This is a genomic window from uncultured Eubacterium sp., from assembly GCF_945980375.1.
GTDB lineage: Bacteria > Bacillota > Clostridia > Oscillospirales > Acutalibacteraceae > Eubacterium_R.
In genome coordinates this window covers 1-15,696 of the sequence record NZ_CAMFQO010000011.1, presented here as the reverse complement: position 1 = coordinate 15,696, position 15,696 = coordinate 1, and the positions used below count along the sequence as shown (strand labels likewise).

Sequence of the window (15,696 nt, the reverse complement as noted above, 5' to 3'; positions counted from 1 at the left end):
TATGTTAAATAATTAAGAAGGGGGATTTGCTGTGCCTCGATTTGATAAAGAGGGCTTTAATCCCGAAAAAAGAATAAATAACGACAGTAGGGACAGATTTGTTCCGGAGGATGAGGATTATAATTCTCTGTCCCGTAATGATGAAATAATTGATAATCAGCATACAGATTTTGACCTTGATGCTTTTATGCGGGAAATTAATGAGCCAAAGCGTTCAAGCCGTCAAAGCAAGGATGATTTCATTCCTGAGGTGTATGTTGACCGAGATGCTCAAAGGCGACAACTCAACGAAGAAAACGCACGCCAAAGGCGTAATGCTCCGTCAAAAAGCAATAAACCTAAAAAACGTTCGTCAGCAGGCAGTAAGGCTAAAAATGTTTTCAGAGCCGTTGTTGCGTTGATTCTTGTTTTGGTAATCGGTGCAGGCTGTATTGTCGGCAGTGCAATGGGCAAAATCAACTATGACGACAACCGCAAAAATCAGTATGTCGATAGGGCAGAGCTTGCACATTCAGCGTCTGTCACCAACATTCTTTTGCTTGGTGTAGATGCCCGCGATCCAAAGGACGACTCTGCCTCCCGTGCCGATTCAATGATGCTTATATCCATTGACAAGGCACATAACTGTATAAAAATGATTTCGTTTTTGCGTGACACTTGGGTGTATATTCCGTCTGCCGACAAAAAGCAAAGACTTAATGCCGCATGCAGCTACGACGGATATAACGGTGTTGTCGATACTATCGAGTATAATTTCGGCATTGACATTGATGGCTACGTTGTTGCTGACTTTGAGATGTTTAAGGTGCTTGTTGACAGCATAGGCGGTGTAGAGGTTGAGGTTACCGAAAAGGAGGCCAAGGAGGTTACCTCTCACAAAAAGCGCTACGGCAATGTAAAGCTTGATGTAGGTAAATATAAGCTGACAGGCGAGCAGGCTCTTGCTTATTGCAGAATAAGAAAGATAGACACCGATTTTATGCGTGCCTACCGTCAAAGAACCGTTATGCAGTCCATACTTAAAGGCATCAAATCTTCAAGCCCTGTTAAGCTTGCTGTGATGGCAACAAAGGCGGCACCGTATATTCAAACAAATCTTTCAAAGGCAAAGATTATTTCTGCCGGAATCAAGGCGTTGCCCTGCATCAGCGAAATGGCAGAGGTTCGTGTTCCGTTTGACAAAACATGGCAGTATTCCACCATAGGCGGTGCAAGTGTTATCACAATTGATGTTGATAAAAATAAGGAACAGCTTATAGATTTGATATACAACAAAACCGCTTCGGAAATTAAAGCACAGCAAAATAATTAGTCGCATAAATTGACTTTATAAGTGTTATTTGCTATAATATTTCAAATTGTTATTTTTAGGAGAGAATTATGCTTTCAGTTATACCTAAGCCGAAGCTTGCAACAGAGCTAAAGGGTAGTTTTTCTTTGCCCGAGTCGGCAAAAGCTTATTCGGATTTTGATATGCCGTTGCTTGCTCAAAGGGCACAGCTTTGCCAAACTGCTGATGAGGCCTGCATTGTTATCAGCAGGGATGAAAGCCTTGCAAAAGAGGGCTATATTCTTGATGTTACGGTAAACGGCATTATCATTTCGGCAAACAATAAAATAGGAGCTTATTATGCACTTCAAACCGTAAGAAAGCTCTGTCATTATGATACAGGCGGCAGGCAGGTGCCTTGCTGTCATATTGAGGACGAACCGAGATTTTCGTTCAGAGGTATTTCTCTTGACGTTTCGCGTCATTTTTATAGTGTTGAATATATTAAGCAATTTCTTGATTGGATTTTTATGGAAAAGCTCAATGTGTTCCATTGGCACCTTACGGACGATAACGGCTGGAGAATAGAAATTAAAAAATTCCCGCTTTTAACCGAAATAGGCTCAAAGCGCTCCTTTACCCAAATCGGCGGATGGAAATGTGCCAAGATGGAAAAGAAGGAGTACGGCGGATATTACACACAGGAGCAAATTAAGGATGTTGTTGCATACGCAAAGGAAAGGGGAATTACCGTTATTCCCGAGATAGATTTTCCTGCTCACTGTGCTGCTGCCTTTGCTGCTTATAACAACCTTGCCTGTCGTGAGGAAAAAACCGATGTGTTCGGCTTCTTCGGCGGTCTTATTCCGGTGGCTGTGTTCAAAAACCGTGATTGGAACAGAACGCTGTGTATGGGTAAGGACGAAACATTTGAGTTTGTATACGGAGTTCTTGATGAGGTATGCGAGCTTTTTGATTCTCCGTTTATTCACCTCGGCGGTGATGAGGCACCGAAAAACGAGTGGAAAAAGTGCTCTCGCTGTCAGCAGGTTATGAAGGAAAACAACCTAAAGAATGAGGATGAGCTTCAGGGCTGGTTTGAAAATAAGCTTTGCGAATACCTCAAAACAAAGGGTAAGCGAATGATTGGCTGGAACGAAATTCTTGCCGCAAAGAATGTAAATAACGAGGAAAAAAGCATCGTTGCACAGTATTGGACTCCGCAGCGTGATAAAAACGCAGAGGAATATGTAAATAACGGTGGTCAGATGATTATGAGCAATCATCGCTCGTTTTATTTCGATATGACCTACGGTCAGTATCCGCTTAAGTATACATACGATTACAGCCTTAAAAAATACGGTGTAACCGATGAAAATGTAAAGAACGTTCTCGGTGTAGAGGGCGAGCTTTGGACAGAGTGGATAAGAGACAAGGATAGGCTTGAGATGCTCGCGTTTCCACGAATTCAGGCTCTTGCCGAGGTTGCGTGGACGCCGGAAGGCAAGCGTGATTTTAACGACTTCAAGGCAAGGCTGGATGATTATAAGCCAACCTTTGATGCCTTGGGTATCAACTATGCTGTTGATAAGGTGTGTATGATTAAAAATCCAATTAAACGCAAGCACATCATCAACAAATTCTTCAGGGGCAACCCTGACCTCGAAAATCAATTAAATGCCGAATATAAAGCTAAAGGAGACAGATAGTATGAAATTTAAGGATTTTCCACAGGCAGTCATCGACGAAAATGTTGACTATACCGTAAAGGAAATTACAAACGTAATTAAGAGATACGGCCCGCGTGAGTCAGGTAATAAGAATTGTCTTGCCACCCAAAAGCATATCGACAAGGAAATGAAGCCGTTTTGCGATGAAACAGGCTTTGAATCATACAAAATGGCACCAAAGGCATTTTTGCACTTTACAAAAACAGTATCCGCTTCTGTAATTATTGCGGTTGTTGTTTGTCTTATTTTGGTTTATACAGGTGTAATCAGCGGTATCGGAGGCTCAGATTTCTTCCTGCCGCAGTGTATCGTAGGCGGTGTTATTCTTGTCAGCTTGTTCATTACTCTTATGGAGTTCTTGCTCTATAAGCCGTTTTGCGATGTTTTCTACAAGAAAATCGAGGGCAATAACTATTATGCCGTTCGCAAGCCAAAGGGTGAGGTAAAAAGAAGAATTGTTATTTCAGGTCACTGCGACTCTGCATATCAGTGGCGTCATATTTACTACGGTAAAAAGCTTCCTCTTATGACAATCTGTATGGCGGGTACAATCGGATGTGCGTTTGTATCTGTTGTTGTTGCTGTTGTTGCCATTATCGCAAACTTTGTTGATATGGGCGCGTTTGGCGATTTTATGGTAAATTACAGCTTCTATTTCCATTGCCTTACTGCATTGTTTATGGTTACTCTTTTCCTCTTTGTAGATTTTAAGACAATTTCTCCGGGTGCAAATGATAACCTTACAGGTACATACTCTGCTGTTTGTGCTCTTCGTATGCTTGATATGGCAGGTGTAGAGTTTGAAAACACAGAGGTTGTTGCTATGATTACAGACGGCGAGGAGGCAGGTCTTCGCGGATGTAAGCAGTGGGCAAAGGACCATAAGGATGAATATATGAATTCCGGTGTAGAAACTGCCGTGCTTTGCGTTGATACACTTACAGACCTTGAGTATCTCAATGTTTACAGCCGTGATATGACAGGTACGGTTAAGCACGACCAAGGCTTCAGTAATCTTGTTATGGAATCTGCAAAGGAAGCAGGTCACAATGATTTGAAGTTTGCTAATGTATTCTTTGGCTCATCCGATGCAGCGGCATTTACTCAGGCGGGAATTACCGCTACATGCCTTGCGGCTATGGATCCGGCTCCGGCAGATTACTATCACAATGTTCGCGACAGCTATGACCGTCTTGTTCCCGAGGCTATCAAGACAGGCTACGAGGTTATTTTGTCAACAATATTTAACTTTGACGAAAAGGGCATTAACGGTTAATAACGAATGATTATTAAGAAATCCATATTTATTAATGTGGATTTCTTTTATTTTATATTGTATATTTTATTTCTATGTGTTAGAATAAATGTATTATACTTATTGGAGGTTTATATATGTACAACGATTATTTTGATTCAATAGCCGAGGTTGCTAAAACCGACAAAGAGGTTGCCGATGCGATGTCATTGGAGCTTAAAAGACAAAGAGAAAATATTGAGCTTATTGCCTCCGAAAACCTTGTATCCCCACAGGTTATGGCTGCTATGGGCTCTGTTCTTACAAATAAGTATGCAGAGGGGCTTCCGTCAAAAAGATATTACGGCGGATGTCAGTATGTTGATATAGTTGAGGAAATCGCAATTAAGCGTGCATGTGAGCTTTTCGGTGCAAAGTTTGCAAACGTTCAGCCACATTCGGGTGCACAGGCAAACACTGCTGTTTATCTTGCACTTCTTAAGCCGGGTGATACTGTTATGGGTATGAGCCTTGATAACGGCGGTCATCTCACTCACGGCTCACCTGCAAATATTTCGGGCAAGTATTTCAACTTTGTGCCTTACGGTGTAAATGAGGACGGCTATATTGACCTTGCAGAGTTTGCAAAGCAGGTTAACAGAGTTAAGCCAAGGCTTATTGTTGCAGGTGCTTCTGCTTATCCGAGAGAGATTGATTTTGCCACAATGGCAGATATAGCTCATGCAAACGGCGCAATGTTTATGGTTGATATGGCTCACATTGCCGGCCTTGTTGCAGCAGGTCTTCATCAATCACCCGTACCGTATGCAGATGTTGTAACAACCACCACCCACAAAACATTAAGAGGCCCTCGTGGCGGTCTTATCCTTTGCAACAACCCTTATCTTGCAAAGAAGCTTAATTCTGCTGTGTTCCCGGGCACACAGGGCGGTCCGCTTATGCACGTTATCGCCGGCAAGGCTGTTTGCTTCGGCGAGGCTCTTAAGTCTGAATTTAAGGAATATCAGCAAAGAGTAATTGACAATGCACAGGCTCTTGCAAATGGTCTTATTTCAAGAGGTCAAAATCTTGTTTCGGGCGGTACCGATAATCATCTTTGCCTTCTTGATTTAAGAGGAACAGGCGTAACGGGCAAGGAGCTTGAGGCAAGACTTGACGAGGTGCATATCACTCTTAACAAGAACACAGTGCCTAATGAGCCTCTTTCACCGTTTGTTACATCAGGTGTTCGTATCGGCACACCTGCCGCTACAACACGCGGACTTAATACAGACGATTTTGATAAGATTGCAGAGTTTATTTCTCTCGCTGTTACAGATTTTGAGTCAAGCAAGCAGAAAATTCTTGACGGTGTGGCAGAGATTTGTGCAAAGTATCCACTTTATGAATAATAATCGGTGAACTATGATTAACCTACTCGGTAGAATATTCGGGGCGATAATGAACCTCGTTTATTCGTTGTTTAAGCTGCGTAAAACTAAAAATCAAATTGCCTTCATCTCAAGGCAAAGCGAGGAGCCGTCCCTTGATTTTCAGTATTTAATCAACGAAATCAGGACAGGCTATCCACAGTATGAGGTTGTTGTTTTGTGCAAAATGATACCTGCGTCACTCGGCGGTAGGGTAAAATACCTTGCAGAAATCTTTAGGCAGATGAACGCATTGTCAAGGTCAAAGGTTGTTGTACTTGACGGTTACTGTATTTTAGCGTCTGTGCTCAATCATAAAAAGGATTTGCACATCATCCAAATTTGGCATGCTCTCGGTGCGTTTAAGAAATTCGGAAAGTCAATTCTCGATAAAGCGGGCGGCAAATCATCCGCAACTGCAAGTGCCTTTAAGATGCATAGAAATTATGAGCTTATAGCAACCTCGGGTGATAAGTGTGTTCCTCATTTTGCCGAGGCCTTCGGTCAGCCGGAGGATAAGTTTATCCCCATTGGTATTCCGCGTATGGATTATTTAACCGATGAGGCAAAGGACAGGGAGGTTAAAGGCAGAATTTTTGCCGTGTATCCACAGCTTGATAATGGCAAAAAAACTATTCTGTATGTTCCTACCTTTAGGGATAACAGGGAGGATATTGAAGCCTTGCACCACGCAACGCAGGAGCTTGTTAACAGTATTGATTATTCAAGCTATAACCTTGTTGTAAAGCATCACGTTGTTGATACAAACGAAGAGGAAATATATGTTGACTCTCCTCAAAACATCACTGTAGGCGAGCAGTTTGCCGGTATGGACTTTATGTGCGTTGCCGATTATGTTGTAACGGATTACAGCTCTGTTATATATGAGGCGGTGCTTAAGGATTTACCGATATATATCTACTGCTTCGACAGCGAAAGATACATTGATGAGCGAGGCTTTTATATTGACTTTTGGAATGATATTCCTGCTGTTTACGGCAAAACAGGTGAAGAAATTGTTGATGCAATTTCATCGGGAGTTACTGCTGATAGGTCAAAGATTGATGCGTTTAAGCAGGATTACGTTAATAAAAAATTTGACAGCATTACATCCGTGTACGGCGAAATAATAGATATGCTTATGCACGATAGCTACGATAACAGATACAACTTTAAGGCATAGTATGGGAAAGATTAAATCGGCTATTTATCCACATCTTCAAAGGATGAGATATAAAAACTTAATATCAGCCTTTGAAAAGGGTAAAAAGCAGGATATGATTGATAATCAAATTCTTATGCTTTCAACCTCAAAGGGTAGGCTTGGCGGAAATCTCGGTGCAATTAAGTCTTATATAGAGCTTAATTTGCTTGATTATAAAATAATTACCGTAACGAGCGTTGATCAAATGAGCATTGAAGAGCTTGGCAGTGTAATGGCACAGTCAAGATTTATTATGGTTGATGATTTTGAGCCCATGGTATACGTTCTTTCGCTTCGCCCAAATCAACAGCTTGTTCAGGTTTGGCATGCTATGGGAGCATTCAAACGCTTCGGCTATGGCAGAGCAACCGCCGAATCGGGTTCTTTAACTCATAAAAACTATACAAAGGCTATTGTTTCCTCGCCTGAAATTGTCGACATTTACGCTGAGTCCTTTGGCATTTCGAGGGATAAAATTATTCCCGTAGGCACACCGAGGACTGATGCTTTCTTTGATGAAAAATATGTTTCGCTTGCCAAAGAAAGATTGTACGGCAAAGCCCCCGAGTTGAAAAATAAAAGGATTTGCCTTTTTGCTCCGACCTTTAGGGGACAGAATGTGAATGATGCCTTTTATCCAAGCGAATTTATCGACCTTCAGGCTTTGTCAAATTCTCTCGGTGAGGATTGGGCAGTTATCGTAAAGCTTCATCCCTTTGTCAAGGGTAAGCTTGATATACCCAAATCAAACAGTATTTTTGATTTCAGCGATGAACGGGAGATTAATGATATTCTCTTTATAACCGATGTTCTTGTAACAGATTATTCTTCTGTTATTTTTGAAAATGCAATTATCGGCAATTCGGCTGTTTTGTATGCTCCCGATTATGAGCAGTATAATGCAAACAGAGGCTTTTATTACGATTATAACGATTATTCCTGCGGCAGTATCGTTACCAATCAGAGCGAGCTTGCCGATGCAATAAAGTCTATAACAAACAACAACCCACAGTATATGGCGTTTAAGCAGAGATTTGTTTCGCTGTGCGACGGCAATTCCTGCAGGCGCTTCGTTGAAAAAATCTTGGAGGAAAATAAATGAAATTACAGGTTTCAAAAAAATATGCAAATATGAAGCCGTCAGCTACAAGAGAAATACTTAAGGCAACCTCTGACCCGTCGGTAATCGCATTTGCAGGCGGCTCTCCTGCTGTTGAGGCTTTTCCCTGCGAGGAGGTTAAAAAAATAACCGCAGAGATTTTGGAGGAAAATACCGTTTCTGCTCTTGTTTACGGTGTTTCGGAGGGCTACGAACCTTTGCGAGAGACCGTAAAGGCTTGGCTTAAAAGAAGAAACAATATTGGCACAGATGATGATGTGGTAATCATTACGGCAGGCGGCACACAGGTTATGGATATTGCAACAAGGGTGCTTTGCTCCGAGGGCGATACCGTTATCTGTGAGGAGCCTTCGTTTATCGGCTCACTCAATGCCTTTCGCTCTCACGGCTGTAATCTTGTGGGTGTGCCGATTGACAGCGACGGTATGAATATCGAAGCGCTTGAAAAAGCAATTAAGGACAATCCTGATGCAAGGTTTATTTATACAATTCCTAATTTTCAAAACCCCGGCGGCACAACTCTTTCGTTAGAAAAGAGAAAGGCGATGTATCAGCTCGCAAAGGAAAACGGTATTGCAATTTTGGAGGATGATCCTTACGGAAATCTGCGTACCGAGGGCGAGGATGTTCCTGCCATAAAAACTCTTGATGAGGACGGAATTGTAATTTACGCAGGCTCGTTCTCAAAGATTTTGGCACCGGGTATTCGCGTTGCTTATGCGGTTGTACCAAGCTCCATTGCAGGCGCTTTCACCATTGGAAAGCAAGTATCGGACGTTCATACCGGTGTTCTCAATCAAATGATTGTTGAGCGTTGGTTTAAGGAATATGACGTTGATAAGCATATCGATGAAATAAGAAAGATTTACAGAGAAAAGATTAATTTGATGTGCGATATGCTTGATGAACACTGCCCTGAGATTGAGTATGTCAGACCGCAGGGTGGCTTGTTCCTTTGGGCAAAGCTTCCCGATTATGTTAATATGCTTGATTATTGCAAAAGGCTTGTAGATAATAAGGTTGCCGTAGTTCCCGGCAATGCCTTTATTGTTGACGAATCAAAGCCCTGCAATTATATTCGTCTTAATTTTTCAACCCCAAGCAATGAAAATATTGTTAAGGGCGTAAAGATTATGGCAAAGGTTATTAAAGAATATAAATAGAAAAGAGAAGATACTATGTCAGAAGAAATTAAGGTAGAAAGAAAAAAGAGGTCGTTGTCCCTCATTCAGCCAACATCAATTCCAACCCTTGGTAATTATCTTGGCGCAATGCGTGGTTGGCCTACATTTCAGGACGATTTTGATACTATATTCGGTATTGCGGATTTACATTCAATCACCGTTCGACAGGAGCCTGCAAAGCTTCGTCAGCAAACAACACAGCTTTATGCAATGCTTATGGCTGTCGGACTTGACCCTCAAAAGAGTATTCTTTTTGTTCAGTCACACGTTGCACAGCACAGTCAGCTTGCGTGGCTGCTTAATTGCTACACGCAGTTTGGCGAGCTTAACAGGATGACACAGTTTAAGGACAAATCGGCTCAGCATGCAGACAATGTAAACGCAGGCTTGTTCACATATCCCTGCCTTATGGCTGCCGACATTCTTTTGTATCAGGCAGATGTTGTTCCTGTCGGTGCCGACCAAAAGCAGCATCTCGAGATTACACGTGATATTGCAGAACGCTTTAACGGTATTTACGGTAATGTATTTACTGTTCCTGAGCCTTATATTCCAAAGCAGGGAGCAAGGGTAATGTCGTTGCAAAATCCTGTTTCAAAGATGTCAAAGTCCGACCCTAATCCAAAGGGTACTGTTTACCTTACCGATGAACCAAATGTAATAATGAAAAAGTTTAAGTCAGCTGTTACAGACAGCGAAATGTCTGTTCATTATGCAGACGGCAAGGACGGAATTAATAATCTTATGACAATCTATTCTGCTGTTACCGGAGAAAGCTTTGAAGCTATTGAGCGTGACTTTTCCGGTAAGGGTTACGGTGATTTCAAAAAGGCTGTCGGCGAGGCTGTTGTTGCAGAGCTTGAGCCTGTTCAAAAGAAATATAACGAGCTTTTGAAGGATAAAAAGTATCTTGAGGAGTGCTGGACAAACGGTGCGGATATTGCCTCCCGCCTTGCAGACAGAACACTTTCAAAAGCTATGAAAAAAATCGGCTTTCTTGCTAAATAAAAAATATAAACGGCTTGGACTTTTTCGGTCCAAGCCGTATTTTAATACCAATTCCAAGTTATTTTATTTGCAAGAAGAAATACATCAATTATTGAAATTTCTTTGTATTTTTTGTATTTTCCTTTTGCGTCATAGAAGCGTGAATAAAATTGAATTATCCATCCGTATCCATTTGAAAGGCAGTCTAAAAAAGAAATGCAATTTGCTTTTTCATACAGTTCACAAAACTCGGCAAGCGATATTTCAATACCATTAAATTTGTTATGCTTATCAAGAAATGTGTAAAGGTCAGCATAATTATCTTCATTGCTATAAAGCTCAACCGTCATTTCACAATTCTTAAAATCCTTGTACTTACTGTATACTTCAGCGGTGTAATCATTTTCGTACAAATCGATTTCAAAGGTGAACACAATCTTATTATCAACAAGCTTTATGCTATTTACAATTTGATCGTGCAAAACACCGTATGGTATTTGAACATCGTTAGCTTTGATTTCTTCTTTCATTTTATCTCCTATTTGTATATCCTTTCAATCCTTGGATTTACCATAAGCGGTGATATGTCCACACTTGCAAGGTCACCGGGCTTAACGTCACTTCCCGTAACATCCACTGCCGTGTGGCTTAATCCTATTCCGCCGATTACGTGGTACATTCTTCCGTTGATTCTTACATACATCTGTTGCTTTTTCAGGAATTTTTTGAACACACTCAAAACATATCTCAGGTCAAACAATTCCTTTTCCTTTGCCAAACCGAAGCCGTCATAGTGTCCGATAGGCACTATGGCTATTTTTGTTTCTCGCTTTGTTTGGTAGGTTGCGTTGTAGCCTACATAGTATCCCTTTGGCACAGTCTTAACATCAACAACCTCTGCTTCAAGCGAGCCGAGCCTGTTTAGTCCGCTTTTTGATTTTGTTATCACTCTGCCCGTAAATGCAGAGCCTATTCTTACAGTATCAAGGCAAACGTCCTCAACGTTTAGCAGAGCAGGGGAGTTGCTTGCGTGCAAGGTGCCGACATCTCCCACTTTTTCGCTGATTTTAGCCATTGTGTCCTTAAATAAGACTAACTGTGTTTTTGTTAAGTCGTGATTTCTAAACGCTGACGAAAAATGCGTGTATGCACCTACAAATCGTAAATTAGGCATTGAGTAGCATTTTATTGCGTCTTCAATTTCGCTTGGCATAAATCCGTATCTGCCCATACCCGTGTCAATCTTTAGGTGGCAATTAACGGTTGCTCCTGCCTTTTCACAAGCATTGTTCATAGCCTGTGCCGCCGCTAAAGAGCCGATGGTTGCCGTTGCGTTGTACCTGATTATTTCATTACATTCCTGCTCAACGCAGGTTGAACGCATAACAAGTATTTCCTCATCCTTAAGTATTTCACGCAAAATCGGTAGGTCTGTAACCTCTGTTACGGCAAAGGTCTTTATGCCGTGGCTGACAAGAATTTGTGTTAATTCTTTTATGCCAAAGCCGTAGCCGTTGCCCTTAACAACACCTATCAACGGTACACCGGCCTTGTCCTTTATAATTTCGATGTTTTCGTCAAGCTTCTTTTTGTCAATTACGTATCTGCTCATTATCTTATTTTCTTTAATACCTTTGTTGCAATATTATATAGGTTGTATACAGGCTTGTTTATTACATAGTCAAACTCGCCTACAAATTCCTTCATATATCCGCCGAAGCCGTGCTTAAATCTCCACAACCCGTAGTGAGGGTTGTCCGGATTTTGACAGTCACCGCTGATTCCGCCAAAGTCGTAAACCTTGCAGTTACATTCCATACCCCATTTAATCATAGCCCATTGCAATGCATAGTTAGGGTAAACGTTTCTGTGAGCGTTTGATGAAGCACCGTATTGGTATTTCATAACATTTTCGCCCCATTTGATAGCGAGTGTGCCTGCGATAGCCTTGCCCTCGTAGTATGCCATATACAGCCTTGCGTCATCCGTCATACAGTCAAGTATCTTTTCAAAATACCATTTCGGTCTTGTGGAAAATCCGTCACGCTCTCCGGTTTCCGCCATAATCGTAACAAAATCGTCAAGCGCTTCCTTACCGCAAATTTTAACCTCAACGCCCTTTTTGGTAGCCTTTCTTATACGATTGCGATAGTCAGGCTTAAAGGTGAGCATAAGCTCGTCCTCGTTCATATTGTTGTAATCAAAGCAGTATACAAATCTTGGCTGTACATTTTCAAAATCCATACAGCCCGGATTTAATTCCTTAAAGCCCTTGTTCAAAAGATGCTTTTTGTATTCTGTGTTTTCAATTACAATTTCAGGGTCGATTTTAAGACAGTATGCCTTGTATTCCTTGCCTATTTCAAGCAAAGCGTCAAATAACCTGTTGAATGTGTCAAAATCGTTTTCATCACAAACAAAGCCTCTGCACGCGTACATTAGGGAATACTTGATTACAGGGATGCTTCTAATCAAAACATCGGCGGCACCGATAATTTTGCCGTTGTCATCTTTAAGCATTACAGCCTCCCATTTCCAAGCGGATTTAACCTTTGCCCATTTTGACGAGTGCTGAAACAGTCCTTTTGGATGCTTTTTTATAAAATCCTCGTATTGAGCCAAATTGTCGTTGTTCACTCTAACTATCATACTTTTCACCTTGTAAAATATATTATAACAATTATATCATACAACATATAGAATGTAAATATTAAAAAGACTTAATCACATCAATAAAACTCCCCTTGTCTTTATCAAGGGGAGCCGTTGAGCATAGCGAAGCCGATGAGATAAAAGGCTTTTCAAAAAAAGCCCCAGCGTGTCGAAAAAGTCAAATTATAAATTTCGACACGCTGGTAGACTGTTGAGAAATGGTGCTGAATTTCGCATTTTGTGAGGGAAGATGTACGAGGGTACCTCGACCGAGCAAAAGGCGAAAAACGCCAAAAGCGGCTTAGATTCGATGTCTAAGCCGCTTTTACAATCCCTCCGTCAACGCATACGCGTTGCCACCTCCCTTTACACAAGTGAGGCTCAAATCGGTTTGTTTAATTTATATGGCGTGTTTCAGCCCACTTTATCGACAGTCTGAGGCTCCTCAAAAAAAGGAGCCTTGTTTTATAATAGTATCGAGCCAATAACATACACCGCACCTGAGCATAGCCAAGCAATCGAGCATTGAAGTATGACGGTAATCATTGCCCATTTTCTTCCAAGCTCCTGCTTAATTGCGGCAATTGCCGCTACGCATGGTGTGTACAAAAGGCAAAATGTCAAAAAGCTTGCCGCACTTACAGGGGAGAGCAGGGCAGTAATTCCACCTGCCTTGCCTGTCAAAACAGTAATGGTGGATACAACGCTTTCCTTTGCAATAAAGCCTGTTATAAGCGATGTCGACAGCCTCCAATCACCAAAGCCAAGCGGTGCGAATATAGGTGCAATCAGACCGGCAACCTCGGCAAGTATGCTGTCCTTTGAATTTTCAACTACGCTTAAATGGAAGTTAAATGTTTTTAAGAACCATATAACTATTGTCGCCACAAAGATAACCGTAAAGGCTCTTGTTAAAAAGTCCTTTGCCTTGTCCCACAAAAGATGCAATGTGTTTTTTGCACTCGGTAAACGGTAGTTTGGAAGCTCCATAACAAACGGAACCGCCTCACCCTTAAAGACAGTGCTTTTGGAAATAAACGCAGTAAGTATTCCCATAGCAATTCCGCCAAAGTATAAAAGCACCATAACAAGAGGGGCTTTGTCCGGAAAGAACGCCGCTGTAAAAAACGAATATATGGGCAGCTTTGCCGTACAGCTCATAAACGGAATTAATGTTATGGTCATTTTTCTGTCACGGTCGGACGGCAGGGTACGGCTTGCCATAACAGCAGGTACGGAGCATCCAAAGCCAATAAGCATAGGCACAATGCTTCTGCCCGAAAGTCCTATTTTTCTTAACAGCTTATCCATAACAAAGGCAACCCTTGCCATATATCCCGTGTCTTCAAGCAATGATAGGAAGAAGAACAGCGTTACAATTATCGGCAAAAAGCTCAGTACACTGCCCACACCCTCAAAGATACCGTCAATTATCAGCGAGTGCAAAATGTGGTCGACATTCCAGGCAGTCAGCCAATTATCAACTAAGCCTGTAAAATGTCCGATTAAAAATTCCAAAAGCTCCTGCAGCTTAAGTCCGATTACATTAAAGGTTAGCCAAAATATAACCGCCATAATTATTACAAATGTAGGTATGGCCGTATACTTTCCCGTAAATATTTTGTCTATTTTTCGGCTGCGCTTGCTTTCCTTGCTTTCTCTTGGCTTAACAGCACATTTTTCCACAAGCTTTTTTATAAATGAAAAACGCATATCCGCTATTGCGGCAGCTCTGTCAAGTCCTCGTTCTTCCTCCATTTGAACGATGATTGCCTCAACAAAATCCTTTTCGTTTTTGTCAAGGTGCAAAGCCTCTTCAATTTTGCTGTCGCCCTCAACAAGCTTTGTTGCGGCAAAACGAACAGGTATTCCCGCATTTTCGGCATGGTCTTTTATCAGGTGCATTATTCCGTGCAACGCTCTGTGAACCGCACCGTTGTGGTCGTTCTCATCACAAAAATCCGTTCTGCCCGGCTTTTCCTGATACTTTGCTATGTGAACGGCGTGACGCACTAATTCATCAATGCCCTCATTTTTTGATGCGGAAATAGGCACAACAGGTATTCCGAGCATATCCTCGGTTTCGTTGATAAGCACACATCCGCCGTTGCCCTTAACCTCGTCCATCATATTAAGCGCCAGCACGATGGGGATTTCAAGCTCCATCAGTTGCATTGTCAAATATAGATTTCTTTCTATATTTGTTGCGTCAACAATGTTTATTATGCCTGTCGGCTTTTCGTTGAGTATGTACTGCCTTGATACTATTTCCTCGCTTGTGTACGGCGAAAGCGAGTAGATACCCGGCAGGTCAACAACCTCTGTGTTTGGGTATCCCTTTATTATGCCTGATTTTCTGTCAACCGTAACACCGGGGAAGTTGCCGACGTGCTGATTAGAGCCTGTCAGCTGATTGAACAGTGTTGTCTTGCCACAGTTTTGGTTACCTGCAAGTGCAAAGGTCAAAACAGTACCGCTCGGCAAAGGATTTTCGTCTGCCCTTGTATGATATTTTCCGTTCTCACCGAGACCGGGGTGTTCAATCCTCGGGCATCTTTTTTGCACGGGCTTGCTGTTGCTTGCCTTGGTTGGCAAAACATCAATGCTTTTTGCGTCGTCAACACGTAGGGTTAATTCGTAGCCGTGAATTTTGAACTCAATAGGGTCGCCCATCGGTGCAAATTTTATCAATGTAATCTCTGCACCGGGCAGTAGTCCCATATCTAAAAAATGCTGTCTTAATGCACCGTCGCCTCCAACGGATTGCACAATACCTGTTTGTCCCTGTTTTAGCTTGTTTAATTCCATATCTGTCTTCGCTTTCTTATGATATTACAATTATACCACTTTTTCTTTTCTTCTACAATTATATTATTGTACAAAAT

The 15,696-nt window shown here is 41.8% G+C and carries 12 protein-coding genes; 8 read left to right on the top strand and 4 right to left on the bottom strand.

What is annotated here, in order from left to right:
• The first annotated feature begins 31 nt into the window (after positions 1-31).
• The 8 genes from Q0P34_RS04445 to trpS all read left to right on the top strand — a co-directional run bounded on the left by Q0P34_RS04445 (position 32) and on the right by trpS (position 10,180).
• On the top strand, positions 32-1,312 hold the full coding sequence (locus tag Q0P34_RS04445; RefSeq protein WP_294953462.1) for an LCP family protein: 1,281 nt from the start codon (positions 32-34) through the stop codon (positions 1,310-1,312).
• A 68-nt stretch (positions 1,313-1,380) separates the two neighbouring features.
• Positions 1,381-2,979 (top strand): beta-N-acetylhexosaminidase, encoded by a 1,599-nt coding sequence (locus Q0P34_RS04440; protein WP_294953459.1) that lies wholly within the window; start codon positions 1,381-1,383, stop codon positions 2,977-2,979.
• A gap of 1 nt (position 2,980) precedes the next feature.
• Positions 2,981-4,276, top strand: a complete 1,296-nt coding sequence (locus Q0P34_RS04435) for a M20/M25/M40 family metallo-hydrolase (RefSeq protein WP_294953456.1) — start codon at positions 2,981-2,983, stop codon at positions 4,274-4,276.
• A 116-nt stretch (positions 4,277-4,392) separates the two neighbouring features.
• Entirely contained in the window at positions 4,393-5,646 is a 1,254-nt protein-coding gene (glyA, locus tag Q0P34_RS04430; RefSeq protein WP_294953453.1) for a serine hydroxymethyltransferase, read from the top strand.
• A 13-nt stretch (positions 5,647-5,659) separates the two neighbouring features.
• Positions 5,660-6,847: a CDP-glycerol glycerophosphotransferase family protein gene (locus tag Q0P34_RS04425; protein ID WP_294953450.1), complete on the top strand. Its 1,188-nt coding sequence runs from the start codon at positions 5,660-5,662 to the stop codon at positions 6,845-6,847.
• A 1-nt stretch (position 6,848) separates the two neighbouring features.
• Positions 6,849-7,970 (top strand): CDP-glycerol glycerophosphotransferase family protein, encoded by a 1,122-nt coding sequence (locus Q0P34_RS04420; protein WP_294953447.1) that lies wholly within the window; start codon positions 6,849-6,851, stop codon positions 7,968-7,970.
• Positions 7,967-9,151, top strand: coding sequence for a PLP-dependent aminotransferase family protein (locus Q0P34_RS04415; protein ID WP_294953445.1), 1,185 nt, complete (start codon positions 7,967-7,969; stop codon positions 9,149-9,151). The genes Q0P34_RS04420 and Q0P34_RS04415 overlap by 4 nt, the downstream gene beginning before the upstream one ends.
• 15 nt (positions 9,152-9,166) lie before the next feature.
• Positions 9,167-10,180, top strand: a complete 1,014-nt coding sequence (gene trpS / locus Q0P34_RS04410; RefSeq protein WP_294953442.1) for a tryptophan--tRNA ligase — start codon at positions 9,167-9,169, stop codon at positions 10,178-10,180.
• 41 nt (positions 10,181-10,221) lie between these two features.
• Here trpS and Q0P34_RS04405 read toward each other — a convergent pair whose 3' ends face one another.
• The 4 genes from Q0P34_RS04405 to feoB form a co-directional block, all read right to left on the bottom strand.
• A complete protein-coding gene (locus tag Q0P34_RS04405; protein ID WP_294953440.1) occupies positions 10,222-10,689 on the bottom strand; it encodes a hypothetical protein in 468 nt (155 codons plus the stop codon).
• 8 nt (positions 10,690-10,697) lie between these two features.
• Positions 10,698-11,771, bottom strand: a complete 1,074-nt coding sequence (gene alr / locus Q0P34_RS04400; protein ID WP_294953437.1) for an alanine racemase — start codon at positions 11,769-11,771, stop codon at positions 10,698-10,700.
• On the bottom strand, positions 11,771-12,808 hold the full coding sequence (locus Q0P34_RS04395) for a peptidoglycan bridge formation glycyltransferase FemA/FemB family protein (protein WP_294953434.1): 1,038 nt from the start codon (positions 12,806-12,808) through the stop codon (positions 11,771-11,773). The genes alr and Q0P34_RS04395 overlap by 1 nt, the downstream gene beginning before the upstream one ends.
• Positions 12,809-13,276: 468 nt before the next feature.
• On the bottom strand, positions 13,277-15,619 hold the full coding sequence (feoB, locus tag Q0P34_RS04390) for a ferrous iron transport protein B (RefSeq protein ID WP_294953431.1): 2,343 nt from the start codon (positions 15,617-15,619) through the stop codon (positions 13,277-13,279).
• Positions 15,620-15,696: the final 77 nt, after the last annotated feature.

Excerpts from the sequence above, each read along its gene's own strand:
- trpS (WP_294953442.1), top strand. The coding sequence starts at position 9,167 with ATGTCAGAAGAAATTAAGGTAGAAAGAAAAAAGAGGTCGTTGTCCCTC.
- Q0P34_RS04440 (WP_294953459.1), top strand. The coding sequence starts at position 1,381 with ATGCTTTCAGTTATACCTAAGCCGAAGCTTGCAACAGAGCTAAAGGGT.
- Q0P34_RS04435 (WP_294953456.1), top strand. The coding sequence starts at position 2,981 with ATGAAATTTAAGGATTTTCCACAGGCAGTCATCGACGAAAATGTTGAC.
- alr (WP_294953437.1), bottom strand. The coding sequence starts at position 11,771 with ATGAGCAGATACGTAATTGACAAAAAGAAGCTTGACGAAAACATCGAA.
- Q0P34_RS04425 (WP_294953450.1), top strand. The coding sequence starts at position 5,660 with ATGATTAACCTACTCGGTAGAATATTCGGGGCGATAATGAACCTCGTT.
- Q0P34_RS04395 (WP_294953434.1), bottom strand. The coding sequence starts at position 12,808 with ATGATAGTTAGAGTGAACAACGACAATTTGGCTCAATACGAGGATTTT.
- Q0P34_RS04420 (WP_294953447.1), top strand. The coding sequence starts at position 6,849 with ATGGGAAAGATTAAATCGGCTATTTATCCACATCTTCAAAGGATGAGA.
- Q0P34_RS04405 (WP_294953440.1), bottom strand. The coding sequence starts at position 10,689 with ATGAAAGAAGAAATCAAAGCTAACGATGTTCAAATACCATACGGTGTT.
- glyA (WP_294953453.1), top strand. The coding sequence starts at position 4,393 with ATGTACAACGATTATTTTGATTCAATAGCCGAGGTTGCTAAAACCGAC.
- feoB (WP_294953431.1), bottom strand. The coding sequence starts at position 15,619 with ATGGAATTAAACAAGCTAAAACAGGGACAAACAGGTATTGTGCAATCC.
- Q0P34_RS04415 (WP_294953445.1), top strand. The coding sequence starts at position 7,967 with ATGAAATTACAGGTTTCAAAAAAATATGCAAATATGAAGCCGTCAGCT.